The following is a 25,471-nucleotide window of genomic DNA, read 5'->3' on the forward strand; positions in this document are numbered from 1 at the left end:
AGTAATCCGCAGGGTGCTACCTCTGGAAAATGTGATTGGATAACGGGATACGGACTTCGACCTACGGATAGCAGCCTATTCAGCCGTCAGATTTCAGGCGGGGGGTTTATCCAGTGGTGGCGCGGTGGCCAAAAAGTCATCGGCGAAGCGCTGCGCGTACGCGGCTACCAGCGCTTCAACACGATCATTGTCGGCTGAGGCCACAATCAACCCGGCGTGATGTTTTTTGCGAAGGCGGAAAACGATTTCCGAGTCCTGATAACCGGATAAGTCGGGCCATTCTTGCCGCGCCAGGCAGATCAACACGCCAGCATACGCCCCTTTGTCGGCCGGAATAGGATAAGGCTCACCCAGGGTATAAGCCATTTCCAACCTGACCCATTCGGCCCACAAGTTGACGCCAGCGGCGGCAGCCACCAGTTCCTCGATATTGGCCCCACCGACCCGCGCCGCCGTCTCCAGAAAATAGAAACGGCCGTCCTCTGCGCGAATAAACTCTGTATGGGCCACACCTTGGGCCATACCAAAACCGGTGATCATCTGCCGGTTCAGGTCTAAAATCGCCTGGGCATCGGCCGAGTCGCGGCGTATGGTGCGGGTGACAAACACACCCCCTTCGTGGGCAACGTTAAGCGGCGGTTGGGCATATTCATGGGGCACGGCCAGCACAACTTCCCCCCCAGAAACAATCGAATCCACATGGTAGACGCGGCCGGGCACAAACTGCTCAAGCAAAAAATAAGATTGTGCGTCGCCCAGTCTATCCAGCCAACGCCACACTTCTTCAGAAGAATACACCTTTTTGATGCCCATCGCCCCAGCTTCGGCCCTGGGTTTGATCACCCAGGGCGGGGCAACACGCGCCATGAACGCGCGCAGGTCATCATAGTTGAAGATGGGCGTAAATTCTGGCACGGGCAGCCCTACCCGGCGCGCCTGGGTGCGCATGGCTAATTTGTCGCGGAAATAACGGCCGTTTGTCAGCCCCAATCCGGGCAAACGAAAATGCTCGCGCAGTTCGGCCGCCGGCAGCACATCATAATCATCCAATGGCACAATCTGGTCCACTGCCTTGCCGCGCATTAAATAAGCGATGGCATACGTCATGTCTGGCTGCTTTGCCAGATCAGGCATGAAAAATATCTGGTCAATGGCTTCTCGCGGCCACGGCTCATCGGCCAATTTCTCGCGGGTAACCAGCAAAACACGGCAGCCCATGGCTTTGGCGGCCGTCAGAAACGTCGTCCCTTTGAAATAACTGGCCAGGCACAAAATGGTAACGGGTCTATCAGACATACGCTTTCCTTACAAAGGCCAAATCATCATGACAATGGCGGCGATAAGGGCTACCGCCAGAAGAGCAAAAACGACAAAAAATAGGCCAACAAGATAATCTGTGCCTCGACGTGACCGTGGGGCATACGCATCGGGGTCTTCCCAGCCGATTGGTGGTTGAGAAACGGCCGTCACCTGTCTTAATTCCGCCGGTGGCGGCACATCATACGGGCGCGATACAGCATGGACGGCGGGCGCAATTGCCAGGTCTTCGGCCAAATCCGTCAGCATATCGGCCGTCAATTCCACCTCTTCTTCGCTGTCCATCGCCGCCGACAGGCGGGCAAGCAGATCGCTGCTCAGGCCCGCTGTGGCAGCGGATGGCCTGAAAGGTGACAACGGGGTGAGACCGGCCGTGTCTCTGCTTAACAGCGGTTCCATCTGGGCCTTCACTTCCGGTGGAGCGATTTTTTGCACCCAGGACGGCAAATCGGCCTGCGGCAGGTGGGCTGCGTCGGAACGCTTCTTGATATCAGATAGAATAGCGGCAACGGCCGTGCGGTCCATCGGTCCCAAATCCGTCAACGGCAGAACGTCCGGTGTGCCCACCGATGCCGGCTGCACAACTTCCACATCGCGCACCAACAGATAATACCTGGCCCATTCCGGATCAAACGTCAGGTGTCCTCCGGCGCGAACAGTCATACCTGTCTGCAAAGCCGCTTCGCCGGCTGCTCGCGGCGATAACACACAATGCACCCCGTGCGTCTGCTCAACCAGCGCAAATTGGATGTGGGGGAAACGGCCGTTAGGCGTTTGCTCCAAATTCTGCACAGTTCCCACCACAAATACCAAACCCAATGGCAATTCCATCGGCAGTTGCAACGCCAGACGATTATTCAGATGACTGACTGTAACATCCATAACACAAACCATCCCACGCGGCGCCAGCGAACACCAGTGCCCGCATCCACAACCCTAAACATCACCAGACCATTTTCCCATTATACTTCAGATTTGCCACACGCCCTGAAGAAGAACGGCCAATCCTCAGCAGCACATGGACGATCTATCGGCAAAATTTGCCTCAATCCCAGACCTGATTTAAACTACATTTAACTCACCTTTAAGTAAACCCATTAACAAAACGCGACTTCAAGAAATTTTCGGTTGAGCGCTCCATTCCGTCACCTTCTATTTGACGAAAATGGCACACTTGCTATACTAGGCGTTCGGTATACGCCTTGTCCTAGATCGAGCATCACCTTTACAGTTAATACCTGATTGTTGACATGCCGACGTAGCTCAATTGGCAGAGCAATGCTCTTGTAAAGCATAGGTTATGGGTTCAAGTCCCATCGTCGGCTTTGCCAAAACAGACGTCGGCTTTGCAGGGATCAGGCGTCAGCCTGGCAAAAACCAAAACCTGGGTCAGTGTCCCGAGTGGCAAAGGGGGCGGACTGTAAATCCGCTGGTGTAACGCCTTCGTAGGTTCGAGTCCTACCTGGCCCACAGTCAATTCAGTTTTGTTAAAAACAAGGTCAACTGAATTCACTTTTTGAACTAATTGCCCACGTAGCTCAGTCGGCAGAGCGCATTCTTGGTAAGAATGAGGTCATGGGTTCAAATCCCATCGTGGGCTTCATGCCCCGTTTGCCCACTTTTTTGGCGGGTAACGGGGTATTCTTATGAAAGGTATAGTACAAGCGATAACGTTGGTTCTGTCATTTAAACATCAGATCAGACAAAGGATATGAGGGGTTAAGCAATGGCCAAAGAAAAATTTGTGCGCGAGAAGCCACACTGCAATATTGGCACCATCGGTCACATCGACCATGGCAAGACCACCCTGACAGCGGCAATCACCAAAACGCTGTCCTTAAAAGGTTGGGCAGACTTCCGGCCTACGACCAGATTGACAACGCGCCCGAAGAAAAAGAGCGCGGTATCACCATCGCTATCACCCATGTAGAATACGAAACCGCACATCGGCACTACGCCCATGTAGACTGTCCGGGGCACCGTGACTACATCAAAACATGATCACCGGGGCGGCGCAGATGGATGGCGCTATCCTGGTTGTGGCTGCGCCCGATGGCCCCATGCCTCAGACACGGGAACACGTGTTGTTGGCTCGTCAGGTAGAAGTGCCGGCGATGGTCATCTTCTTGAACAAAGTCGACATGATGGACGACGAAGAACTGCTGGAACTGGTAGAGCTGGAACTGCGTGAACTGCTGGACAGCTACGACTTCCCCGGCGACGAGACGCCCATCGTGCGCGGCAGTGCGCTGGCTGCTTTGGAAAGCGAAAGCAAAGACCCCAACGCGCCGGAATACGCCCCCATTTGGGAACTCATGCGTGTGGTAGACGAGTACATTCCGCAGCCAGAACGCATGGTAGACCTGCCCTTCCTGATGTCGGTAGAAGATGTGTTCTCCATCAAAGGGCGTGGCACCGTGGTGACCGGCCGTGTAGACCGGGGCACGTTGACGCCGATGAGCGAGGTGGAGATTGTGGGGCTGCGCGAAGACACCCGTAAAGTGGTGGTGACCTCGATGGAAATGTTCCACAAGATTCTGGACAAGGTTCAGGCGGGGGACAATGCCGGTCTGCTGCTGCGTGGTGTGGCCCGCGACGACATTGAGCGGGGGCAGGTATTGGCTGCGCCGAAGAGCATCACGCCGCACACCGAGTTCATGGGCGAGGTGTACGTGCTGCGCAAGGATGAAGGCGGCCGGCACAAGGCGTTCTTCCCTGGCTATCGGCCACAGTTCTACATTCGCACGCTGGACGTGACCGGCGAGATCACCTTGCCGGAGGGTGTGGAGATGGTAATGCCCGGCGACAATGTGAACTTGAATGTCAAGCTGATTACGCCGGTGGCGTTGGAGCAGGGCAGCAAGTTTGCCATTCGCGAAGGCGGTCTGACGGTTGGCGCTGGGGTTATCACCCAGATCATCAAATAGGAATAAGTTTTTAGAAGGGGTGCAACTAGTTGCACCCCTTAATCAGGTTTACAATCATGGCAAAAAAAGCTGTTCGTCTACACGTCACTCTGGCCTGTACGGAGTGTAAAGAACGTAATTATCTCACTGAAAAAAACCGGCGAAATGATCCGGGGCGCATGGAATTGCAGAAGTACTGCTCTCGTTGTCGCCAGCATCGTGTACACCGCGAAACACGGTAAAGTGATATAATCACAGCATGTAGGGGGTTAGCTCAATTGGCAGAGCGACGGTCTCCAAAACCGTAGGCTGCGGGTTCGATTCCTGCACCCCCTGTAAAACCTCCGGGTTGGGCTTCCACCCGGAGGTTAATTATGGTTAAAGATGGTGTATTGTGACCACAGAAGAAGAAAAGACCGACAAGCCAAAACAGAGTAAGGCAAAGAAAAGCGAAAAGAAGGGTGTGCAGCAAGTCAACCCCATTGCTCGTTATTTTCGTGAAACCCGTGGCGAGCTGAGGAAAGTAACCTGGCCGACACGCGAGGAATCCTGGCGTCTGACAGCCATTGTGTTAGCTGTTTCCACGCTGATGGCTGTTTTCCTCTGGGTCTGGGATCTCGTTTTTTCTCAATCAATTCACATGCTTATCCGCAGCTTGATTGGCGCTTAAACTAGATTCGATCTGATAAGCAGTGATATGATGAGTGATATGATGGATGATGAACTGAACGACCTCAATCTGCTAGGTGAAGAGGCTCTTAGAGTTGGTGATGACGCTTCTCTCCAGGAAGACGGCCGTTTCTGGTATGTTGTACACTGTTATTCAGGGTACGAGAACAAAGTCCGTCACAGCATCGAGCAGCGCATCGAAACAATGGGGATGCAAGACAAAATTTTCGACGTTGTCGTCCCTACCGAAGAAGAAATTGAGATCAAAGATGGCAAACGGCGTACCGTTGAACGGCGCGTTTTTCCTGGCTACATCTTAGTGCAAATGCTTCTCGACGAGGATTCATGGTACGTTGTGCGCAACACGCCCGGCGTTACCGGCTTTGTTGGCATGGGCAACGACCCCACCCCACTGCGGCCCGAAGAAGTCGCCAAGATCATGAATCGCATGGAAGCCGAGGCGCCCAAGGTTAAGTTTGACTTCCAGGTGAACGAAAAAGTGCGCATCGGAACCGGCCCATTTGCCGACTTTATTGGGACTGTGTCAGAAATTGACCAGGAAAAAGCCAAAGTTCGGGTTATGGTGTCCTTCTTTGGCCGTGAGACCCCGGTTGAACTCGATTTCTTGCACGTCGAAAAAGTTTAACATCACGCAATACCCTTCATCTTTAAGCAAACAATGAATTGTGACGACTGAACTCAACAGTCACAATTCATTGTTTCATGTTAGGAGGAGCCTACTTAGTGTAGGCGCCCGGACTCCAAGGAGAATGAAATGGCAAAGAAAATTAAAGCAGTTGTTAGAATTCAGATAAATGGCGGTAAGGCCAACCCGGCGCCCCCAGTTGGTACAGCGCTCGGACCTCATGGCATTAACCTGATGCAGTTTTGCAAAGAATACAATGCCAAGACCGCAAACATGGTGGGGCAAATTGTGCCGGTTGAGGTGACTGTCTTCCAAGATGGCAGCTTCAACTTCATCCTGAAAACCTCGCCAGCGGCTGACTTGCTGCGCAAAGCAGCCGGCGTCAAAAGCGGGTCGGCCGTACCTAACCGGACCCCGGCGGGCAAAATATCGCAAGATCAGCTGCGCGAGATCGCCGAGATTAAGTTAAAAGACCTGAATGCGCGCGACGTAGACAGCGCGATGAAAATCATCGCCGGTACCGCCCGAAGCATGGGCATTGCTATCGAGAATTAATTGTGAACAGGTAAAAGTGGGAGAACCTTTTTCTCAGTTCGATAAAACCACAAGGAGCAATCATGCCAAAACGAGGACGTAAGTATCTGGAAGCGGCCGCTAAAGTTGACCGCGACAAGTTTTATACACGAGACGAAGCCATTAAACTGATCAAGGAAACCGTCTACACGAAGTTTGACCCGACAGTGGAAGTGCATTTCCGTCTGGGGGTTGACCCCCGCCATGCCGACCAACAAGTGCGTGACGTGGTACTGCTGCCACATGGGTTGGGCAAAACCGTGCGGGTGCTAGTCTTTGCCGAGGGCGAAGATGCGCGCATAGCCGAAGAAGCTGGCGCCGATTACGTGGCCGACGACGAAGTAATCAAGAGAATTCAAGCCGGTTGGACCGATTTCGACGTGGCGATTGCTGTGCCCCAGATGATGGGTAAAGTCGGTCGTTTGGGGCGTATTTTGGGTCCGCGTGGCCTAATGCCGAATCCCAAAGCTGGTACAGTGGCTCCCGGACCAGACCTGCCGCGCCTGATTGAAGAAGCCAAAGCGGGTCGTGTCGAATTTCGGGTGGACCGCACGGCCAACATCCATGCCCCCATCGGCAAAGCCAGTTTTAGCGAAGAACAACTACGGGAAAACTTGCAAACGGTGATTGATGCGGTGAAACGAAATCGGCCGTCGGCTGCCAAAGGCACGTATATTCGTCGCCTGACCGTTGCCAATGCAATGGGGCCTGGCATTCGACTTGATACAATTGAAGCTACGTTGTAAAATACCTTTCGCCCTTAATTGGGCGTAGGCAATAATTGACTGATTAATTCCTGCTTAAGACCGTTGGTGGCTAAGATACGCATAATGCGCTGTCTCGCCTTAATGTAACCAACCGAGGTGGGGATTCAAAGTATGTGTTCATTCTCTGGGCCAGCCGGTCCAGGTTGTATGCGTTATTGAGAATCCTCACACAAACAGTGTGAGGATTTTTTATTATCTGGTAAGGAGGTGAAATCCTTTGGCAATATCTAAAGCTCGTAAAGACGAATTGGTAGCGCAATATACGGAGCTAATCAAGGAGAGTCAGGCCATTTTCATGACGGAATACAAGGGTATGAACGTCAAGAAAATGGAGATTCTGCGTGATGAGGTAGTGAAAGCCGAGGGCCATTTCCACATCACCAAAAATACTTTGCTCAAGATTGCGCTGGAACAGACTGACCATCCGGTCCCTGAAGAAATTCTGACGGGGCAGATAGCCACCGGGTTTGCGATGAATGAAGTGCCGACCCTGGCTAAAACCCTGGTAGATTTTGCCAAAACGGATGAGAACCTGTCTATTCGCGGCGCCATTGTGAGCGGGCGTATTTTGACGGCTGCGGAAGTGGAAACCCTGGCGAAACTACCTTCTCTGGACCAATTGCGGGCGCAGTTGATAGGCATTATCAATGCTCCGGCAACCAATGTTGCCTCGGTCATTGCCAATGGCGTGCGTCAGATCATCAATGTAATTGATGCGTATGCCAAGAGCGAAGATTCGGCGGAAGCAGCGGAAGCCCCGGAATTGGCGGAAGCGGCTTAAGCAAGCGTACAGCGTTTGTTGTTTGGATGTTTTAACCACAAAATAGAACTCAATTTGGAGGATAGTTTAAAATGGCGGATTTAGCGAAAATCGTAGAAGAACTGAGCAGCCTTACTCTGATGGAAGCGGCTGAACTAGCGAAATTGTTGGAAGAGAAATGGGGCGTTAGCGCTGCCGCGCCGATGGCCATGGGTATGATGCCGATGATGGGCAGTGGCGAACCAGTCGTTGAAGAAGAAGAACAGACTGAATTCAACGTGATCATCAAAGACATTGGGCCGAAGAAGATTAACGTCATTAAGGAAGTCCGCGCTCTGACTGGCCTGGGTTTGAAAGAGGCTAAAGAAGTCGTGGAAAGTCTGGGCACTGTTATGGAAGCCGTCAGCAAAGAAGCGGCGACGGACGCCAAAGCGAAATTGGAAGAAGCCGGCGCTGTTATCGAATTGAAATAGTCGAAGCTTTATTTCGGAAAACCAAAAAGGCCAACTCTCTGTAGGGTTGGCCTTTTTGGTTTTGGGTAGAAGCTGGGGGATTGCGGTAAAGGAGGTAGCAGATATGGGTATGGGAGAAAGTGAGCCATGCTGTTAATTTTGGCTTCTCAGTCGCCGAGACGGCAGCAGATCATTGAGTTGTTGGGGTATCCGGTGGTGGTTCAGGTAGCGGATGTTGATGAAAGCAGTGTGATGCTGCCGGATCCGGCAGTGAATGCGGTGGAAACGGCCGTTCTCAAAGCCACCACCATCGCCCACCGGTTACACAATCAGCAGGAACGGGCCTTCATCGTCGCCGCCGATACCATCGTTGCTCTGGACGGGGCCATGTTGGGCAAACCGGTAGATGCTGCGGCGGCCACGCATATGCTGGCGACGCTGCGTAACCGCCAACATGAAGTCCATACAGGTCTGGTAGTGCTGGATGTACGCTCTGGGCAGATGGTGCAGCGGGTCAACACGGCCGTTGTCACCATGCGCGATTATACCGATGCGGAAATTGCCACCTATGTCGCCAGCGGTGACCCGCTGGACAAAGCCGGGGGCTACGCCATCCAACACCCCGTTTTTCAGCCGGTAGCCGATATGGTCGGTTGTTATCTGGCCGTGATGGGTCTTTCTATCTGCGAGTTGGTACGGGTATTAGACGAACTGGACGTACCGCGCCGGGTGGATTTAACGGCCGTACACGCCGCCCATCACCTCGCCAATCTGGAATACCCTTGTCCAATTTACCACTATTTGTCTCATGGTACACCTGAGAGCTTTTAGGCAATACACATGACGAATCATAGCTGTTGGTGGTACAATTAACGTAATACAGCGTGAGGGGTCAACATGAACTACAAGTTACAACAGGCCATACAGGCCGCGCGAATTGGCGAAAATAAAAAGGCTCAGTATCTACTTACCCAAACTTTGCAGGAAAACCCAGAAGAAACCCAGGCGTGGTATCTGCTGAGTTTGTTGGTTCCGTCAGAAGAGAAGCAAATTGCCTATTTGAACAAGGTGCTGGCTCTGGAGCCGGGCCACGAAAAAGCTCAAGAGAAGCTGGCCGCCCTGACAACGGCCGTCTCCCCACCCTTCCCTCCTTCATCCGCTGACCCGGACCTTGAAGAGCAGGAAAGCGGCGACCAACTGCCAGACTGGATGGACGACGAGGCCGACGTTTGGCAGCAAACGGCCGCTGCCCCACAAAGTGCAGTCTCCGATTCGTTAGAGTGGGGCGTCAGCGAAACGTCGGCTGAAGAGATCCCCGATTGGCTGCAAGAAGACATGGGGGACAAATGGGCGCAGGCAGAAAGCGAAACCCCGGTTGACGCCGACGAAGACCAACTTACCTTGATTGAAGCCTTTGCCGACGCAAAAGAAGACGCCGCGCCAGACTTGCGCCAGACTCCCACGCCGCGTCCGCCGGCCGCTGCCCCGGTCAAAAAGCCACAACCAGTCAAACAACAACAAGGAGCTGGGCTGACTATCCTGCTGGCCCTGCTGGTAATTCTGGCGATTTTAGTCGGCGCATTTCTGATTTACCTGCTCATCACCATGTAAACCTTAGGCAAGGTGAAAACGGCGTCCCGCCCATCGTCACACGCCAGGCCCAATCTTGCTCAGGCAACCATTTCTGTATATAGTCCAACTATGAGCGCACCCAAATTAATCCAGGCCTTCTTGCGGACAGATGTTGGGCAAGTCCGTCACCACAACGAAGATTTTGTCATATTCCGCGAACCGGCCGACACAGCCGACGAAACGCTAAACGGGTGGCTTTACATCGTCGCCGATGGCGTAGGTGGCGCGGACGCCGGTGAAATTGCCAGCCAGTTTGCCAGCGAACGAACATTGTTTCATTACCTAAACAATGCCGACAACCCCAACTGGGGGCAGCGTCTGGTGGACGCCATGCAGTCGGCCAACACCGATCTGCGCCAGATGGTCGCCGAACGCGACAGCGCCAGCCGCATGGCGACGACGATGGTGGCGGTGGTCTTTCAGGGGGAGAATGCCTACATCGCTAATGTGGGCGACAGCCGGGGGTATTTGTGGCGCGACGGCCGTATCCAGCAAATTACCAAAGACCAAAGCCTGGTGGCCAAACTGCTGGAAGAAGGCGCCATCACCGCCGAAGAAGCCGAATACCATCCCCGGCGTAATGTTATCCTCTACAGTCTCGGCTCTGAACGAACCCCTAAAATTGATCTGTTCGAGAAAGTCATGCAGCCGGGCGACATTATTCTGTTATGCTCCGATGGCCTGATCCGCCATGTGTCCGACGATGAACTGGCGCAAATGATCATCGCCGCCGAACCGGCGCAGGCGACGCAAAATTTAATCGAGCTGGCTAACACACGCGGCGGCCAGGACAACATCTCCGCAGCTATCTTGCTGTACGACAGCCCACCCGAACTCCTGGCTGCCCGAACAGAGCAGTTCCGTTTGGCCGCCGCCCCTGCGCACGTGCTGCCGGCGCCGGCCGTTATCCGCCAGCCAAAACCCAAAAGTCTGTGGCGACTGACCCTGGGACTCACCATCATCCAAACCATACTCATCGTCACCTTGTGGGCCTGGCTGTTCATCTAAACCTGTTTGCTGCCAGCGTTAACATCAACCATTTGCCCGACAACAACCAATGATCAAACAGCATTGGCGGACCGAGAAACGGCCGTCTAAGAACGCCCAACACCAACAAAAGTAATCTTAATACGACCTGAATCTGTCGGTTCAATATCTGGCTCCTGGCCGATTGCCAACCGCAGTTAAAAATTTGTACACAGATACCCAGGGGTTTAGCCGACAGTCCGGCCAACCAACAACCGCTGGACCAAGCAAATCACACGGAGGTTTTATGGATTCTAAACTACGCATTGTCCGCTGGGCGGGCTGGGCGAAATCGGCAAAAACATGACAGTCATCGAATACGGGGACGAAATCCTGATCATAGACGCCGGCGTCATGTTCCCCGAAAACGATATGCTCGGCATTGACCTCATCATCCCCGACTTCAAATACCTGATGGACAAGCTAGACAACATTTTGGGCATCCTGGTCACCCACGGCCACGAAGACCACGTGGGCGCGCTGCCCCACCTGTTGGAACACGTCAGCGCACCTGTCTACGCCACACCCCTCACGGCCGGCCTCATCGAAGTGAAACTGCGCCAGGCCGTGCGCGACCGGGTGGATTTGGTTGAAATTCAAGCTGGCGAAACGCTGTACATCGGTTCTTTTAAAGTGGAACCGTTCCACGTCGCCCACAGCATTCCAGATTGTGTCGGCTTTGGCATTACCACACCGGTAGGACTCATCGTCCACACCGGCGACTACAAATTCGACCATACCCCGGCCGATGGCTGGCCGCCAGATTTTGCCAAACTGGCCGAATTTTCCGAGCGCGGCGTACTCTGCCTGCTGGCCGACAGCACCAACGCCGACCGCCCCGGTTGGACCCCTTCGGAAATGGTGGTCGCCGAAGCGTTCGACGAGTTGTTCCGCAAAGCGGATGGACGCATTATTGTGGCGACGTTTGCCTCGCTCATCTCACGCATTCAACAGGTGGCCGACATGGCCCAGAAACACGGCCGTAAACTCGCCGTCACCGGCCGTTCCATGCGCGACAACACCAAAATGGCAATGCGCCTGGGCTACCTGAACATCCCCGACGAACTCATCATAGACATCAGCCAGACGGCCAATTTGCCCGACCGACAGGTGGTAATTATGGCCACCGGCTCCCAGGGCGAGCCGTCGGCTGTGATGGGACGGTTAGCCAGCGGGCGGCACAACCGCTTCCGCATCCACGAAGGTGACACGGTGGTCTTTTCCGCCCACCCCATTCCCGGCAATGAGGAGCTGGTCTACCGCACCATCAACCGCCTCTACCAACGGGGGGCCAACGTATTATATGAACGCATCGCCAACGTCCACGTCTCCGGCCACGCCAGCCAGGAAGAGATGAAGCTACTCATCAACCTGATCCGTCCCAAATTCCTGATCCCCATCCATGGTGAATTGCGCCACCTGAAGCAGCATGGCGAATTGGCGCGGCAGTTGGGCATTCCGGCCAAAAACATCGCTGTAGTGGAAAATGGCACACCGTTGGAACTGGATGAGGACAGCCTGACCATTTGCCCACGTCTGCCGGGCGGTTATGTTTTTATTGATGGCACGGCCGTGGGTGATACCGGCTGGTCTATTGTGCGCGACCGGGAAAAGCTGGCCGAAAACGGCTTCTTTATTGCCGTCATTGCCACCAATGAGCGGGGTGATGTGTTGGGCAAACCGGAATTCATCTCGCAAGGGTTGGCGAACATGGACGATGGGGAACTACGCGACGGAGCCGAAGAAACGATCACCCGCGTGGTCCGCCAACACGCCGACAACCCGGATGGGTTGACCGGTAAGTTGGAGGGCGCGCTAAGCCGCTATGTGTATGATGAAACGCGGAAACGGCCGTTTATCAAAGTCATCCTCAAGTAAGCTGTGAGCTGTAAGCTGTAAGCAACAGCTTGCAGCTCATTGCACCGGCATGGCGCAGCGAAAGCCAACGTTGGCCTGGGCTACCAGCGGATCAAACGAACTACGGGCCGCCGTGCCTACCTGCCCGGCGGTAGACAACCAGGAGCCACCACGAATCCCACGAAAATCCCCTTCCGCCGGGCCACGCGGGTTATAGTCGCTGTCTTCCCGGTAAAAGCTGAACCCATACCAATCACCTAACCACTCCATCACGTTGCCGGCCATATCATAAGCGCCAATGGGCGAACGGCCGTCTGGGTATGTGCCCACCGGCGCGGCAAAACGGTAGCCATCGTTGTAATTGGTGTCGCGGTTGCTATGGGTGCAGTTCACGTCACAAAAATTCAGCTTGCTGCCATCAAATACATCGCCCCAGGGAAAGCGCAGCTTTAACCCTTCCACCGGGTTAAACCCGGCAGCCATCTCCCACTCCGCCTCCGATGGCAGGCGCGCGCCGCGCCATTCACAAAACGTTTGCGCGTCGTACCAGTTCACAAAAATCACCGGATAATCATTGAAGGCGTCGCTGCCGTAGTAATTTTCGGCCGAAGCACGCGGTGCGCGGCAGGCCCCGGCCACCACACATTGGGCGTATTGGCCGACTGTCACCTCGGTTTCATCCATAAAAAAGGCGTCCATGCGCACCAGGCGCGACGGCCGTTCATCCCGCTCTCCCTCATCATCCCCCATGCGAAACGTGCCCGGCGGCACATACAACATCCGCGAACCGGTCTCCGTGATGAAGGGCTGGGGCGTGGGCGTGGGCAGCGTGGTCGGCCGCGGCAGGGGAGATGGCGTAGGGGCGATGGCTGTCAGCGCGGCCACCACCGCCGATTCAATGGTGGCTGTAGCCTCGGCTTCGCCCACCGTATCATCGGCGGCGTTAATGTTCACCAGGCTGACGATGACCCCCAGGGCAATGACGATAAGCAGCACGGCCAACAAGCCCCAGGTGGTGCGCCGTGTCATCTGCTTGCCCCTACGCGGCGGCGTAGGGCGCAGCGCCGGGGCCAACCGCTGCGGATCCGGAGCGCGGCGCAGGTCGCTGATTATTTCCGGGGCCGGACGGCCGGACGGCCGTTCCAATGCCTGCGCAAAGGCAACGGCCGTCTCGTAACGCACATCGGGTCGCACAGACATGGCCCGGTTGGCGACGATGGACAGGTATGGCTCCACGTCCGGGTTCACTTCTCGCGCCGGTTTCAAATCGGCCAGGCCGCTTTCGCGGCTGAGAGCATTGGGCGGCAGCGCGCCAGTGAGCAGGGTGTACAAGGTGGCTCCCAGACTATACACATCACTGGTCGGCGTCACTTCTTGCCGCGCCTGCTGCTCTGGCGCGCCATAACCGGCATCGTGGGGGCGTGTGCCCATCCCCGGCAGGCCGCTGTCTACCAAAAACACGTCGCCGGCCGGCGTCAGACGAATGTTGGCCGGTTTGACGTTCAGATGAAGCTGCCCTTTGCTGTGCAGATAATCCAGCGGTTTGCAGGCCGTTTGCAGCCAGACAATAACCAAATCGGAGGGCAGCGGGCCGTATTGGTCCAGCAAACTTTGCAAATCCACGCCGTCCACATAGGCGCTGACCAGGTATTGGCCCACCTCTTCCAGAGCAAAATGGTCGAGAACGGCCGTCAACTGCGGATGCTGCAATTCGCTCAGACGGCGCGCTTCCGCCCGGAACAACTTTTGCGTTTCGACGGCCGGGTCCAACACCTCTTTGATGGCCACGTCGCGCGAATCGGCCACGTCCCAGGCGCGATAGGTGCAGCCATGCGCCCCCGCCGCCAGCAAGTTGACAATGCGGTACCGTTTGTTCAGGAGTTCAGCGGGGAGTAAAGGCATAGATTAATTGCCAATCCTTCGGCAAGCTCAGGACCAATCGTCAATCGTCATATTTCTTCAAAGCGGCGCAGTTCGGTGGGATAAGGTGTTGCGCCGCCAATGGCGGAAACCATTTCCGCTTCGATGTGAATGGATGGGTCTGATGCCCCGGCGAAGCGGTGCAGCATGGCAAAATCGCTGGGGATGATGGCTTGCTGTGAATGGAGTGCGCTGATGTCCGTTGGGGTAAACCAGCCAACTGCGCCTTCGGTCTGTTCAACGGCCGTGCCTTCTGGCGCAGACAGCTCGCACACCAACAGCAAAAAATGGGCGCCTGGTAAATCGTCGGCCGGCGGAACCACACGCTCGCTGACCACACCGCGCAGGGCGACAAAATCGGCCAACAACCCGGTCTCCTCGCGCACCTCACGGGTAACGGCCGTTGCCAGCGTCTCGCCAAAGTCCCATTTTCCACCCACCAGCGCCCACTGCCCCCGGTACGTCGTTGCCTGGCGCTGAATCAGCAAGTAACACGGCTCTGCGCCCAACTGCTGCCGCCGGATAATCGCCACAACAATGGGAGCCGGAAAAGGCTGCTGCCGCCAACGCTGCGCGGCCGGTAACGCAGACAACGTATCAAACATACCATCCTCCTCCATCCATTTGCATCACACAGAAGTTTACCGGATGATAGATATGGTGGCGAATCAATTCATGAGCGTCACACGCTAGCGTCATTCAGCAACGATGACCGATGACGCAAGACGGAGCACAATCCTATGAATACATCTGAAAAACTCAGTCAGGCGCTGTGGCGCATTTATAACCGGCCGGATCAGCCCACTCCCTGGGCTTATGGTGGCAATTTACCCTGGAACGACCCGGACTTTTCGGCGCGGATGCTGCGCGAACACCTGGATCAGAGCCATGGCGCGGCCTCGCGCCGCACGCCAGAGCGCCAGATTCAGTTGGATTGGTTATGGGCGGCGCTGAACTTGCAGCCCGGCGCGCGCGTGCTAGACGCCACCTGTGGCCCTGGCTTGTACGCCGTAGACCTGGCCCGGCGCGGCTGCCTGGTGACAGGCATTGATTTTAGCCCATCATCCATCGCCTATGCCCGGCAGTTGGCCTTGAATGAAGGCGTCGGCGACCGCTGCGCTTTCATCGAACAAGATGTGCGCCGCTATGATGCGCCAGTTGGCTTGTTTGACGCCGCTTTGTTTTTGTACGGCCAGCTTTCGGTGTTTAAGGCGGAAGAGACGGCGGCGCTGCTGCGGCAGTTAGCCGGGGCGTTAAAACCGGGTGGCAAACTGGCGGTAGAACTGCTGGATCCAAACCAACTAGACAAACAAAACAGCACGTGGTGGTTCACCGACGATTCCGGGTTGTGGGGCGACCAACCGTTCTTGCATCTAGGCGAACGTATCTGGTACGAGGCAGCGCAGATCGCCCTGGAGCGCTTCCAAATTTTGCACCTGGAGACGGGCGCGTTGGACGAAGTGCAGTTGTGCGACCAGGCGTACAGCCCGGAAAGGATGATGAGGATGATGCAAGAGGCGGGATTTACGGCCGTTACCCACCACCCCGCCTGGGCTAATCTACCACTCTACGACGCGGCGGAGTGGATCGTTTATCTTGCTACAAAATAAGACCGTGTTCCGTAATCCGTTGTCCGTGGTCTGTTATCTTTCGCGGCGCAGGCTGGCGATGAAGCCGACAAACAGCCCGGCGGCCAACCCCAACAAACCGAACCCTGCCTGCTTGGCCCGCTGGCGCAGAGGAGAATCGCCGGGTGGCGTTTGGCAGACAATCAGCGGCATGGGCGGTTCCGGCGGCGGCGGCAAATCTTCAATCCGCTGGCGGCGCACAGCTACAGCATTACCGGCCGGCCGCACCTTGGAGCCATACCGATTGGCATATACCTGGGTAAACTCCGCGCCAAAAAAGAATATCTGCGCCGAATAGTAGATGTAGAGCAGCGCTACCACCAGCGACCCGGCCGCGCCATAGGCGGAAGCGGGGCTGCTGTACCGCAGATAGATGCTGATCAGAAAATTACCGGTGGTAAAGAGAACGGCCGTTACCAACGCCCCCAGCCACACATCCCGCCAGGCCACCCGCGCATCCGGCAGCGTGCGAAAAATAATCGCAAACAACATGGTAGACAACAACAACATAATCAAGAAAGTCGTCATGCCACTTTGGGTAATCGCCGCGACCTGCGGTACATAATCATCCAGTAAGCCATTCAAAATAGAAATAATGGTGTTGGCTAACACCATGACAATCAACAGAAAGCCAATCCCCAGCACCAATATAAAAGCCGACAACCTGGTCTTAGCAAAGTAAATGATCCCACCAAAACCAGTTTGCGGATGAGGTTCCACACCCCAGATGGCGTTTAACGCCCGTTTGAGATGGTTAAATACCCCCGTCGCGCCCCAAATTAATATCCCCAGGCTGATGATGGTTGCCGGAACGCTGGATGAATTTAGCACCATGCTCGGCAGCAGCTCAGCCAAAAAATCGGCCACACCTTGCCCCAGATTTTCCGCCGCCAGATTCAAAATCATCTCCTGGACGTTGGTTTGCTGCAATACGCGGCTGGCAATAGCAACCGCCAACACCAAAATCGGCGCCAGGGAAAATATGGTGTAATAAGCCAATGCCGCCGCAAAAATGGAGGCTTTGTCGTCGCTCCATTTCTGCGCCGCCTCACGAATCAGTTCAAACACTATCTGCAGATACTTCATAAAACAACGCTCCCCTGCATATATAAGGAGTGCAGGCCACAGCCGGGCAAGCGCATGAGCGTTTTTCAGCGCTCGCCGTCCATCACTCCCATCACCAATAAGGTGGCTATGATAATGCAGCGCTTACGCCAGATCGTCAAGCAAATCTCGGATGATTTCGGATTGTTATTCCTTCGGCATTGCTCAGGACAAGCCTGAGCGGAGTCTTCGGCCATCCGGCTTCGGAGCGAAGAATCCCTACCTGTTGGCGGGAAAGGGATTCTTCCTCGAAGAGTCGTCAGAATGACTCGGTTCTACTAACTTCCGATCATGACAAGAAAAGTCATTTTCATTATTGATTAATACACGATAATCGTTTATAGTTTGGCTAAAGGAGAAAATGAAATGAAGCAAATCAGCATACAAATCACAGATGAAACATCCCGGCAAATGGCCGCTCTGGCGGAAAGGTGGGGGCTGCCGGCACAGCGGCACAACACACCGGTACTGGAACGGGCCGTGGCGACAGTTTATATGTTTGAAATTGGCTATGAAGAGTATCTGGCGCGGTTAAACCAGATGCAAGCGGAAGGAAACAGCGTAGAAACGCTTACTTCGGGATGGCACAATCGCTAATTACTGCCCGATAACAGCATAAGGAGAGAAGTATGACAGCAAAAATCACCGCATTCGATCAACAGATTCCAACGTTGCTTCGCTATCTGGAGAATGGGCTGCGCTCCGGCCATTCGGTGCGGCAATGCCTGGAGATGATTGCCCGCGACCTGCCGGAACCGGCCGCCGACGAGGTGCAGCAGGTAATGGCGGAGTTAGATGGCGGCACGGCCGTACCCGCAGCATTGCACAACTGGCTAAACCGAACGCCCAGCGAAGACCTAAACCTGGTGGTTGCCACCTTCCTGGTCCAATTTGAAACCGGTGGCAACCTGGCCGACAAATTCAACCTGCTTGGTCAGATTATGGCCAAACGGATTCGTCTGACCTGATCAGCGCCGGCGAAACAGACCTGGCAGACTTTGATCAATCTGCCAGGTCTGCGGCCTGGTCGCGCTGTTACTTAAAGATCATCGGCAGCAGCAGGCGATAACTCGTCTGCGTTTGCGCCACTACCAGAACGGCGCTGACACTGCCGGTCGCAGAACCCAAGAGCGAATCGGCCGTTCCTGTCAGGGTGTAGCTTCCCGCTGCTGGCGCGTTCACCGTGACGGGTAGGCGGGCGGCGCTGCCAGGTGGTAGGATGATTTGCGTCACGGCCGTTTCCGCCTCCGCTCCCGGCACATTCAGTTCCACATCAAACACCGCGCTCACATTGCCCGTGTTAGAGACGACCAGCGTAAACTGCGCCGTCAACGTATCCGTCACCATCTGTGTTGCCGGTTCCCAGACAACCGTCACCCCTTCATAGCCGGTCAGAGTGACGGCCGTCGTATCATCGGCATGGATGGCGGGGTTAACCTGCGAAACAGCGGCCACGTTCACCAGATAACTTTGCGGCAGCAGCGAATCCAGCCCATCCACCGTCAACTGCACAGTTTGCGACGCGCCCGGCTGCAACGTCACGGCGTTGGCCGACAATATGCCCGCCTGGGCGATCGCCCCGCCTGGTAACACATCGTAAGTATCGGCTACCAGGCCGGTATTGGTGACGCGGATGCTCCACACGGCCGTATCCCGCGGATCCAACGTCGTTGGTCCAGCGATAAACTCGACCTGCACGCCGCGATTGATGACCTGGGCAACGGCCGTCACGCTGCCCGCCGTCGCCCCGACGCTTTGCGCCGTCGTCGTCACCGTCACGTCGTAATCGCCAACGGCCGTGCCTACTGGCGGCGCCACCAACAACCACATTTCCGCCGTATTGAAGATGTCAGGCGACAGGCTGACGCTGCTGATCGGCGCGCCATTTTGCTGCAAGACGGCCGTCCAACCCGCCGGAACAGCTACATCCAGCCCGAACGTTTCGTACATGTCACTCAGATTTGTCACCGTCAGGGTGTAAACGGCCGTGCTGCCCGGCCCCACCACCAACGGATCTGGCGACAAACTCAGGTCGGCCTGCGGCGTTGCCAACACGTCCAGCACGCCGTCGGCGCTGGCCGCCGCCCCTTCGGCCGCCGCCGCCAGGATGGTGAACGGCTGCGGGCCAACTGTGGTCGAGGTCAGGGTGATAACGGCCGTTCCCGTCCCATTCGCCGCCACCGTCAGGCTCGCCGGCGCGTCAATCGTCATGTCGCCGGTCGGCGTCAGGGTGTAGGTGCGCTGCACGCTTTCCAGGTTGCTCAACGTCAGCAGATAAGCGACGGGCGCGCCGGGCAGCGCCGTCTGGCTGGCCGGGTCTAACGCCGCGTCCAGGCCGTCGAACACCGTCAGCGCCGCGCCCAGGTTTTCCAGGCCGCCGCTGCTGGCAACATCTACCCACAGCGGCCAGTCACCAACGGCCGTATCCCCCGGCACAGTCACCGTCACCAGCGCCACCACCGTCTCGCCCGCGCCCACCGGCACGCTGGCCGGGTAATCCAGCCAGTCGGCGGGCAAACCACCGGCCGCCAGAGTGAAGGTATCGGCGGCGCTGCCGGGATTGGTGAGGGTGACGGTGTAAACGGCCGTGCCGCCCGCCGCCACGCTTTGCTCCGCTGGTGACAATTGCCCCAAGTGGCCCGCCGTCACGTACAGCGGCGGCAGGGTGATGAAGTTGGTGCCGCTCGGCAGGGTGTAGGCCACGGCCGTGCCCTGCGCCGCCAGCCGCGTTTCGCCCGGCTGCATGGCGGCCAGTTGGCTGGCGAAGGTGCGCGTGACCACCGTTTGCGCCCAGGTCTGGGTGTACTCCCAGCGGTAATCGGGGTCGGCGACGGCCGTTGGCGGCGCGGAGAAGGTGTCGGTCAGCACGGTCACGCCGTCTATGCCCACCGTGTGGGTAACGGTCACGTCGTAGGTGGGCAGGGCCACCGCCGCCGGCCATTGGGTGCGGTAGGTGTTGTGGGTGGCCCAACTGTTGGCCTCGCTTTGCGGAATGGTCAGGTCGTCGTTGACGTTGGTGATGTGGTAGCTGTGCTGGTTCCACAACGGCCGTGCTTCGCCCCACACGCCATCCTGCCCAAAGACCACAATCCCGCCATTGCTCGGCACGACGATTTCGGCGTAGCCGTCCATGTCCACGTCGGCGAAGATGGGGTAATCGGTGCCCGTGAGCGAGAAGGCCAGTGGCTCGTTGAACAGAATTTCGCCGTCGGCGCCGTTGAAGATGGTGAAGCCGTACTGCGCCCCATTCCAGGCAATCTCGTACACGCCGTCGCCGTTTACGTCTAACACCGCCTGCGAATTGGCCGAGGTGTCGTCGTAGGCCGGGCGCTCCCAGAGGATGCTGCCGTCGGCGTTGAGGGCGTAGAGGCGGCCCACGCCGATACCGTCGTCGTGGCGCATCCCGGTGACAAGTTCGATCTCGCCGTCGCCGTCAATATCGGCCACGGAGACGCCGCCAGGCGCGCCGGGGTCTAACGCGGTTGACCAGACCACATCGCCGGCCGCGTCTAGCACGGTCAGGTAGCCATTGTGGGTGATGGCAAATTCGGGTGCGCCGTCGCCGTCCACATCGGCCACGGCCGGGCCGCCGCGCACGATGTCTATGGTGGTGGACAGGGTCGTTTGCCAGACCAGCTGCGGGCTGCCCAGGTTGTAATCGTACAGGCGCACGTTGCCGGCGCTGTCGTAGGCGATGATGTCTAGCAGGCCATCGCCGGTGAAGTCGGCCAGGGTGGGCATGCCCACGGCCGTTGGGAAAAGGGTAGACCAGGCGATGTCGCCAACGGCCGTATACACCGCCAGCGTCAGGTCCATGTTCACGGCAATTTCCGGCGCGGCGTCCAAATTCAGGTTGCCCACGACCGGGGTAACGGTGGTGGCATTGTTGTTGCCATGCAGCGTATCGGTAAACCAGTAAGTCGCGCCGTCGCCGTGGAAGGCATACATGCCCCGCTCCGAGCCGATGATGATTTCCGCGCCAGGCTGCCCGTCCAGGTCGGCCAGGGCCACGGAGCCGATGATTTCGCGGCCCAACGCCGTGCCCAGGGCGGTAAAGTCAATGCGCTGGATGAGCGGCGTGCCATTGCCGGCGTCTGCGCCATCACCGCGATAGATGAAGACGGAGTTGACAAAGCCCGCGCCATCCGCGGTCACGCCATCCGACGGGGCGACGATTTCCACTGCGCCATCACCGTCCAGGTCGCCGGCGGCGATGCCTTGCAGCATCCCGGCGGGCGTGCCAAACGCGCCGGACAACCCTCTGGAAGCGTTGTCCCACCATTCGGCCACCGGTTGATAGGGCGTTGGCGAGACCGGGTTGGCCTGGAAGGCGTCCAGGCGCATCGTCGTGCCGTTGCTGATGCGCACGACGTGCGGCCCTTCATCGAGGCCGGTGTAGTGATAGGCCAGCGGTTGCTCGCTGTAGGGGTAGTAGAAATCGGCCGTTTCCACGAACACGCCGTCTATGTAGACGTTGACCGAGCTGATGTTGCGCCGGGTGACGCCCAGGAAGGTGAAGGAGTCGCCGACGAAGGTGAACCAGACGTTGGAGGCGGCGTAGTAGAGGCCGGGCACGACCATGTCGCCCTCGATGGCGTTGGCGTTGGCGGCGTCGTCGAGGTTGGAGGTGTAGTGGAGACGGCCGTTATCCTCGGCCCGGCTCGCATTCACCAGATCATCCGGCATCGGCTGGCCGTCCCACACGTCGAAGTAGTCGAAGTAGACCGAGCCGGCGACGACGCTGACAGAGATGGTGTGCGTACCGGTGATCAGGTCGCCGAACTGGTAGGAGCGCACGTCTTCGGTGGGGTTGTTCAGGTTCAGCACCCCCTGGCTGACACCATCTATGAAGATTTCCGCCTGGCTGGTGATGTCGCGCACGCGGAAGCCGACAGAAGCCCAACGGCCGTCAAATGTCAGACTCACCGTATCGCCAGCCGCGGCCGATTCCACGTGCCAGCCGCCGCTGACCGTGCCCATCGTTTTGTTGGCGTACCAGGTTTGTGGGCGGTTGCGCCAATCATACGCGCCATCATACACCACGGCGGGATGGTCTTCCTCGTAGCGCACGATGCCGGTGTAGGTGGGCGGCTGCTGGAAGGGGGCAATGCCGGGCGTGATGAAGGCGTCGGCCGTCAGGTAGGCGCGGTTGTAGCGCACCTGCATCAGGTGCGGCCCGTCGCCCAGGCCATCGAAGGAGATGGGGCGGGTGATGGGCGTGCGGCTGTAGAGGTTGAACGTGCCCCGCGACACGCCATCAATGCTGATGGCTACGCGGTCGCTGTTGATGTTCGCCAGCCCCAGGAAGGTGACGCTGTCGCCGGTGAACGGGAACCAGACAGTGCTTTCGTGCTGGAAGGCGCTGCGGATGTAGCTGCCGCCGCTGGCCGCCGCGTCGTTGTAGACGCTCCAATCGTCGTAATCGTCGCTGCGATAGACCAGGGGGTGGGTCTCTTCGTAGGTTCCGCCGGGCAAGGGATTGCCGCTCCACACATCGAAGTAGTCCACCATCAGCCAGCGGCCGAAGGAGTTGGGGTGCTGGCTGGTGAGCAGGGTGACGGAGATGGTGTGGGTGGTGTTGGGGAGATTGTTGTAGGTAACGGCCGTGACATCATCGTCGCGGCTGTACAGTTCAATGATCCCCTGGCTGACGCCATCAATAAAGACCTCCGCCTGCCCACCGCGGAAGTTGGTGGCAAAACCGGCCGTCACCCAGGTTCCGTCAAAGTCCAGACTCACCCAATCGCCGGGCGTTTCGGTGACGATGTATTGGCCGTCGCTGGCGCGGACGACCCCTTCGGCGCGGTCCCAGGTGGATGGGGCGACGGGATAGGGACGGCCGTTGTAGCGCACGGCCGTATCCTCCTCCTCCACCCGCGTGAACACCTGCGCCGGTGGCGGCGGTTCTTGCGGCGAAGTGGCCGGGGTGATGAAGGCGTCCAGCGTCGGCTCCTTGCGGTAGTCGCGGATTTTCAGCATGTGCAGCCCCGGCCCCAGGTTGTCGAAGGAATAGGTGATGGTCGGAGCCACGCCGGTGTAGATGTCGTAGTAGCCCTGGAACACCTCGTCAATGTAGATGGCAACCTCGTCGCTGCGGAAGTAATCGAACGCCTGATAGGTGACGCTGTCGCCGGTGAAGGGGAACCAGGCTGTCGGTTCGCCGCTGCCGGCTTCGATGAACATCCCGCCGCTGGCGCTGGCGTTGGCTGTGGCGGCCCAACCACCACTGCGCAGGATACGGCCGTCTAGCTCCTCAAACGTCCCGTCCGGCAAGGGGCTGCCATCCCACACATCCACGTAATCCAGGTAGACGTTTTGGTTGCCCGCCAGCGGATTGGCCGTACCCAACACCGTCACGCTGAGGGTGTGGCTGCCGGGCGTCAGGTTGTAGCTGAAGCTGACCACGTCGTCTTCGTTGCTGTACAGGTCAACCACGCCCTGGCTGACGCCATCCACGAAGATTTCCGCCTGCCCGCTGTTCTGATTGGTGAAGAAGCCGACGCTGGCCCAGACCCCAGCGAAGGTGAGGCTGGCCGTGTCCCCGGCCGTGCGCGAGTAGATGACCTGGCCGTCGCCCGCTTCGCTGTACACGAAAGAGCTGTCGCGGGTCCAGGTGCGGGCGGTGACCGCATAGGGTAGGCCGTTAAAGAGAAAGTCGGGATGCTCTTCTTCGTAGCGGGCGAAGCTGCCGGGGATGGGCGGCGTGTAGAAGGGGGGGACGCCGGGCGTGGTGAAGGCGTCTACGGTGATGTTGCCGCGGTAGCTGCTGATTTGCAGCACGTGCGGCCCCGCGCCCAGGCCATCGAAGGAGAGGGTGCGGGTGACAGGAACCAGTGGGTTATACAGGTCGAGCGTGGTCTGGTAAACGCCGTCAATGAAAACCCGGGCTTTGCCGCCATCCGGGTAAGCCATCGCCTGGAAGGTGACGGAATCGCCAGTGAAGGGGAACCAGGCGGCGGCGTTGTTGCTGCGCATGTAGCTGCCGCCGCTGGCATTGGCGTCGTTGACATTAGTCCAGCCTGTCCCGCGGAAGATGCGCGAGTCGTTTTGCTCAAACGTCCCGTCGGCGTAGCTGCCGCCGTTATACACGTCCAGGTAGTCGAGATTTACAAGGTCGTTACTGGACAGCGGGTTGGCCGTGCCCAAAGCGGCCACGGTGATGGTGTGGCTGCCCGCGCTGAGGCCGTCGTAGATGAAGCTGATGGGGGTAATGTCGCGGCGGTAGAGGTCCAGCACGCCCTGACTGAGGCCATCAATGAAGATTTCGGCCTGGCCGCTGGCGCTGTCGGCCAGGAAGCCCAGGTGGAGCCACGTGCCGGTGACGGTGAACACGGCCGTTTCCCCGGCGCATCGGCGCGCAAGTACGTGCCATTACTCGCCTGCGCATAACTAATACTCTGCCACGTCCCCGTCAGCACCGCCTCGTCTTGCTCGTAGCGCAGGATAACCGTGCCGGTGATGGTTTCGGGGGCGTGGAGATTGGAGACTGGAGACTGGTCGTCGGTGAGGGGCAGCGGATCGGTGAAGGCGGGTTGCGGGTCGCCTTCCTCTTCACTATCAACTCCCAACTCCCCACTATCAACTGTCCCTTCTCCACTATCAACTATCAACTCCCCACTATCAACTACTGTCCGCAGTCCGGTAGCAGGCCACAGTGGATCTGCTTCCGCCGGGAAAATAGCCCCAGCTAATACTTCGGTGGTGATAACTGTCGTCACCGTCACTGTACCGGGCGCGACGATGATGGGCTGCACGGCATGGGCCGCGCCCAACGCCTGCCCGACGCCCAGGTAGCCATAGCCTTGCCCGTCGGGGATGGGATTGTCGGCCGCGTCCAGCAGGTCTACGGTGATGGTGTAGACGCCGGCCGGCCAGCCGGACGTATCCACCGTGTCCAATTCGTAGGCGCGGGGGTCGCCGATGAGCAGCGTCAGGGGGAAGTCGGCGCTGAAGGCGGGGCTGTTGTCTGGGGCGAGTACGGCCGTTCTTGCCACCACGTCCTGCCCCACCCCGGCCAGATTCGCCACCATCACGCTCAAGTCAGTCGAACTGGTCCCCGTTTCCACGAAGGGCGGATCGGCGGCCACCTGCGTCACCTGCACAAATCTATCTACCACGTTCAGGCGAGCGGCGGCCGCTGCCGCCCAATTCACCGCCTCAGCCAGATCCGTCGGCGCAATCGTCGCCGCCAAATCATACACACCCAACGCCGCC

General features: G+C 57.7%; 20 protein-coding genes, 4 tRNA genes, 1 pseudogene and 1 other annotated feature. Of the genes and pseudogenes, 19 read left to right on the plus strand and 6 right to left on the minus strand.

The genetic code is table 11. The features are described 5' to 3' along the window. Positions 1-93: 93 nt before the first annotated feature. Both IPM39_16790 and IPM39_16795 read right to left on the minus strand, forming a co-directional pair. The gene (locus tag IPM39_16790) at positions 94-1,296 is read right to left on the minus strand and encodes an ATP-grasp domain-containing protein (protein MBK8987708.1); all 1,203 of its coding nucleotides are present in this window, start codon (positions 1,294-1,296) and stop codon (positions 94-96) included. Between the two features lie 9 nt (positions 1,297-1,305). Next, positions 1,306-2,199 (minus strand): exodeoxyribonuclease VII large subunit, encoded by an 894-nt coding sequence (locus IPM39_16795; protein ID MBK8987709.1) that lies wholly within the window; start codon positions 2,197-2,199, stop codon positions 1,306-1,308. Between the two features lie 370 nt (positions 2,200-2,569). On the opposite strand from IPM39_16795, the gene IPM39_16800 reads away from it, so the two are divergent. The 16 genes and pseudogenes from IPM39_16800 to IPM39_16875 all read left to right on the plus strand — a co-directional run bounded on the left by IPM39_16800 (position 2,570) and on the right by IPM39_16875 (position 12,626). Next, positions 2,570-2,642 (plus strand) — tRNA-Thr (locus IPM39_16800). Between the two features lie 61 nt (positions 2,643-2,703). Beyond that, positions 2,704-2,787: transfer RNA gene (locus IPM39_16805), tRNA-Tyr, on the plus strand. 57 nt (positions 2,788-2,844) lie between these two features. Next, positions 2,845-2,917 (plus strand) — tRNA-Thr (locus IPM39_16810). Between the two features lie 126 nt (positions 2,918-3,043). Beyond that, positions 3,044-4,244 (plus strand): annotated as a pseudogene (tuf, locus tag IPM39_16815) (elongation factor Tu). Positions 4,245-4,300: 56 nt separating this feature from the next. Then, positions 4,301-4,465, plus strand: coding sequence for a 50S ribosomal protein L33 (gene rpmG / locus IPM39_16820; protein MBK8987710.1), 165 nt, complete (start codon positions 4,301-4,303; stop codon positions 4,463-4,465). A gap of 21 nt (positions 4,466-4,486) precedes the next feature. Then, positions 4,487-4,559 (plus strand) — tRNA-Trp (locus IPM39_16825). A 58-nt stretch (positions 4,560-4,617) separates the two neighbouring features. After that, the gene (gene secE, locus IPM39_16830; protein ID MBK8987711.1) at positions 4,618-4,893 is read left to right on the plus strand and encodes a preprotein translocase subunit SecE; all 276 of its coding nucleotides are present in this window, start codon (positions 4,618-4,620) and stop codon (positions 4,891-4,893) included. 42 nt (positions 4,894-4,935) lie between these two features. Continuing rightward, a complete protein-coding gene (gene nusG, locus IPM39_16835; GenBank protein MBK8987712.1) occupies positions 4,936-5,538 on the plus strand; it encodes a transcription termination/antitermination protein NusG in 603 nt (200 codons plus the stop codon). 129 nt (positions 5,539-5,667) lie between these two features. Beyond that, positions 5,668-6,093, plus strand: coding sequence for a 50S ribosomal protein L11 (rplK, locus tag IPM39_16840; GenBank protein MBK8987713.1), 426 nt, complete (start codon positions 5,668-5,670; stop codon positions 6,091-6,093). Between the two features lie 62 nt (positions 6,094-6,155). Further along, positions 6,156-6,857 (plus strand): 50S ribosomal protein L1, encoded by a 702-nt coding sequence (locus IPM39_16845; protein ID MBK8987714.1) that lies wholly within the window; start codon positions 6,156-6,158, stop codon positions 6,855-6,857. Between the two features lie 35 nt (positions 6,858-6,892). Continuing rightward, positions 6,893-7,078 (plus strand) — a sequence feature (ribosomal protein L10 leader region). A 17-nt stretch (positions 7,079-7,095) separates the two neighbouring features. After that, on the plus strand, positions 7,096-7,659 hold the full coding sequence (rplJ, locus tag IPM39_16850; GenBank protein MBK8987715.1) for a 50S ribosomal protein L10: 564 nt from the start codon (positions 7,096-7,098) through the stop codon (positions 7,657-7,659). 71 nt (positions 7,660-7,730) lie between these two features. Next, positions 7,731-8,111 carry a 50S ribosomal protein L7/L12 gene (gene rplL / locus IPM39_16855; GenBank protein ID MBK8987716.1) on the plus strand — a complete coding sequence of 127 codons (381 nt, stop codon included), beginning with the start codon at positions 7,731-7,733 and terminating at the stop codon, positions 8,109-8,111. Positions 8,112-8,237: 126 nt separating this feature from the next. Continuing rightward, a complete protein-coding gene (gene maf / locus IPM39_16860) occupies positions 8,238-8,921 on the plus strand; it encodes a septum formation protein Maf (protein MBK8987717.1) in 684 nt (227 codons plus the stop codon). A 66-nt stretch (positions 8,922-8,987) separates the two neighbouring features. Then, positions 8,988-9,701, plus strand: a complete 714-nt coding sequence (locus tag IPM39_16865; GenBank protein MBK8987718.1) for a hypothetical protein — start codon at positions 8,988-8,990, stop codon at positions 9,699-9,701. A 90-nt stretch (positions 9,702-9,791) separates the two neighbouring features. Further along, positions 9,792-10,730, plus strand: coding sequence for a Stp1/IreP family PP2C-type Ser/Thr phosphatase (locus tag IPM39_16870; protein MBK8987719.1), 939 nt, complete (start codon positions 9,792-9,794; stop codon positions 10,728-10,730). 321 nt (positions 10,731-11,051) lie between these two features. Continuing rightward, positions 11,052-12,626, plus strand: a complete 1,575-nt coding sequence (locus tag IPM39_16875) for a ribonuclease J (protein MBK8987720.1) — start codon at positions 11,052-11,054, stop codon at positions 12,624-12,626. A 36-nt stretch (positions 12,627-12,662) separates the two neighbouring features. On the opposite strand, the gene IPM39_16880 is transcribed toward IPM39_16875, so the two are convergent. Together IPM39_16880 and IPM39_16885 are read right to left on the minus strand one after the other, a co-directional pair. Then, positions 12,663-14,507 (minus strand): SUMF1/EgtB/PvdO family nonheme iron enzyme, encoded by a 1,845-nt coding sequence (locus IPM39_16880; GenBank protein ID MBK8987721.1) that lies wholly within the window; start codon positions 14,505-14,507, stop codon positions 12,663-12,665. A gap of 47 nt (positions 14,508-14,554) precedes the next feature. Next, on the minus strand, positions 14,555-15,130 hold the full coding sequence (locus IPM39_16885; protein ID MBK8987722.1) for an NUDIX domain-containing protein: 576 nt from the start codon (positions 15,128-15,130) through the stop codon (positions 14,555-14,557). A gap of 135 nt (positions 15,131-15,265) precedes the next feature. Between IPM39_16885 and IPM39_16890 the strand changes: the two genes are divergently transcribed. Then, complete coding sequence (locus IPM39_16890; GenBank protein MBK8987723.1) at positions 15,266-16,135, plus strand: methyltransferase domain-containing protein; 870 nt, start codon at positions 15,266-15,268, stop codon at positions 16,133-16,135. Between the two features lie 33 nt (positions 16,136-16,168). Here the strand turns inward: IPM39_16890 and IPM39_16895 are convergent, their stop codons facing one another. Beyond that, entirely contained in the window at positions 16,169-17,239 is a 1,071-nt protein-coding gene (locus IPM39_16895) for a YihY/virulence factor BrkB family protein (protein ID MBK8987724.1), read from the minus strand. Positions 17,240-17,623: 384 nt separating this feature from the next. On the opposite strand from IPM39_16895, the gene IPM39_16900 reads away from it, so the two are divergent. Next, the gene (locus tag IPM39_16900) at positions 17,624-17,854 is read left to right on the plus strand and encodes a hypothetical protein (protein ID MBK8987725.1); all 231 of its coding nucleotides are present in this window, start codon (positions 17,624-17,626) and stop codon (positions 17,852-17,854) included. 32 nt (positions 17,855-17,886) lie between these two features. Then, positions 17,887-18,225 carry a type II secretion system F family protein gene (locus IPM39_16905; protein ID MBK8987726.1) on the plus strand — a complete coding sequence of 113 codons (339 nt, stop codon included), beginning with the start codon at positions 17,887-17,889 and terminating at the stop codon, positions 18,223-18,225. A 67-nt stretch (positions 18,226-18,292) separates the two neighbouring features. Here the strand turns inward: IPM39_16905 and IPM39_16910 are convergent, their stop codons facing one another. Beyond that, a complete protein-coding gene (locus IPM39_16910; GenBank protein MBK8987727.1) occupies positions 18,293-24,589 on the minus strand; it encodes a VCBS repeat-containing protein in 6,297 nt (2,098 codons plus the stop codon). Positions 24,590-25,471: the final 882 nt, after the last annotated feature.

This window comes from Candidatus Leptovillus gracilis (assembly GCA_016716065.1).
In the GTDB taxonomy this organism is placed as follows: Bacteria; Chloroflexota; Anaerolineae; order Promineifilales; family Promineifilaceae; genus Leptovillus; species Leptovillus gracilis.

Bases quoted from the DNA above. Each gene is read 5' to 3' on its own strand.
- nusG (MBK8987712.1), top strand. From the start codon at position 4,936: ATGGATGATGAACTGAACGACCTCAATCTGCTAGGTGAAGAGGCTCTT.
- rpmG (MBK8987710.1), top strand. From the start codon at position 4,301: ATGGCAAAAAAAGCTGTTCGTCTACACGTCACTCTGGCCTGTACGGAG.
- IPM39_16790 (MBK8987708.1), bottom strand. From the start codon at position 1,296: ATGTCTGATAGACCCGTTACCATTTTGTGCCTGGCCAGTTATTTCAAA.
- IPM39_16875 (MBK8987720.1), top strand. From the start codon at position 11,052: ATGACAGTCATCGAATACGGGGACGAAATCCTGATCATAGACGCCGGC.
- IPM39_16905 (MBK8987726.1), top strand. From the start codon at position 17,887: ATGACAGCAAAAATCACCGCATTCGATCAACAGATTCCAACGTTGCTT.
- IPM39_16900 (MBK8987725.1), top strand. From the start codon at position 17,624: ATGAAGCAAATCAGCATACAAATCACAGATGAAACATCCCGGCAAATG.
- IPM39_16845 (MBK8987714.1), top strand. From the start codon at position 6,156: ATGCCAAAACGAGGACGTAAGTATCTGGAAGCGGCCGCTAAAGTTGAC.
- IPM39_16865 (MBK8987718.1), top strand. From the start codon at position 8,988: ATGAACTACAAGTTACAACAGGCCATACAGGCCGCGCGAATTGGCGAA.
- IPM39_16880 (MBK8987721.1), bottom strand. From the start codon at position 14,507: ATGCCTTTACTCCCCGCTGAACTCCTGAACAAACGGTACCGCATTGTC.
- rplL (MBK8987716.1), top strand. From the start codon at position 7,731: ATGGCGGATTTAGCGAAAATCGTAGAAGAACTGAGCAGCCTTACTCTG.
- rplK (MBK8987713.1), top strand. From the start codon at position 5,668: ATGGCAAAGAAAATTAAAGCAGTTGTTAGAATTCAGATAAATGGCGGT.
- IPM39_16890 (MBK8987723.1), top strand. From the start codon at position 15,266: ATGAATACATCTGAAAAACTCAGTCAGGCGCTGTGGCGCATTTATAAC.
- IPM39_16885 (MBK8987722.1), bottom strand. From the start codon at position 15,130: ATGTTTGATACGTTGTCTGCGTTACCGGCCGCGCAGCGTTGGCGGCAG.
- IPM39_16895 (MBK8987724.1), bottom strand. From the start codon at position 17,239: ATGAAGTATCTGCAGATAGTGTTTGAACTGATTCGTGAGGCGGCGCAG.
- maf (MBK8987717.1), top strand. From the start codon at position 8,238: ATGCTGTTAATTTTGGCTTCTCAGTCGCCGAGACGGCAGCAGATCATT.
- IPM39_16795 (MBK8987709.1), bottom strand. From the start codon at position 2,199: ATGGATGTTACAGTCAGTCATCTGAATAATCGTCTGGCGTTGCAACTG.
- IPM39_16870 (MBK8987719.1), top strand. From the start codon at position 9,792: ATGAGCGCACCCAAATTAATCCAGGCCTTCTTGCGGACAGATGTTGGG.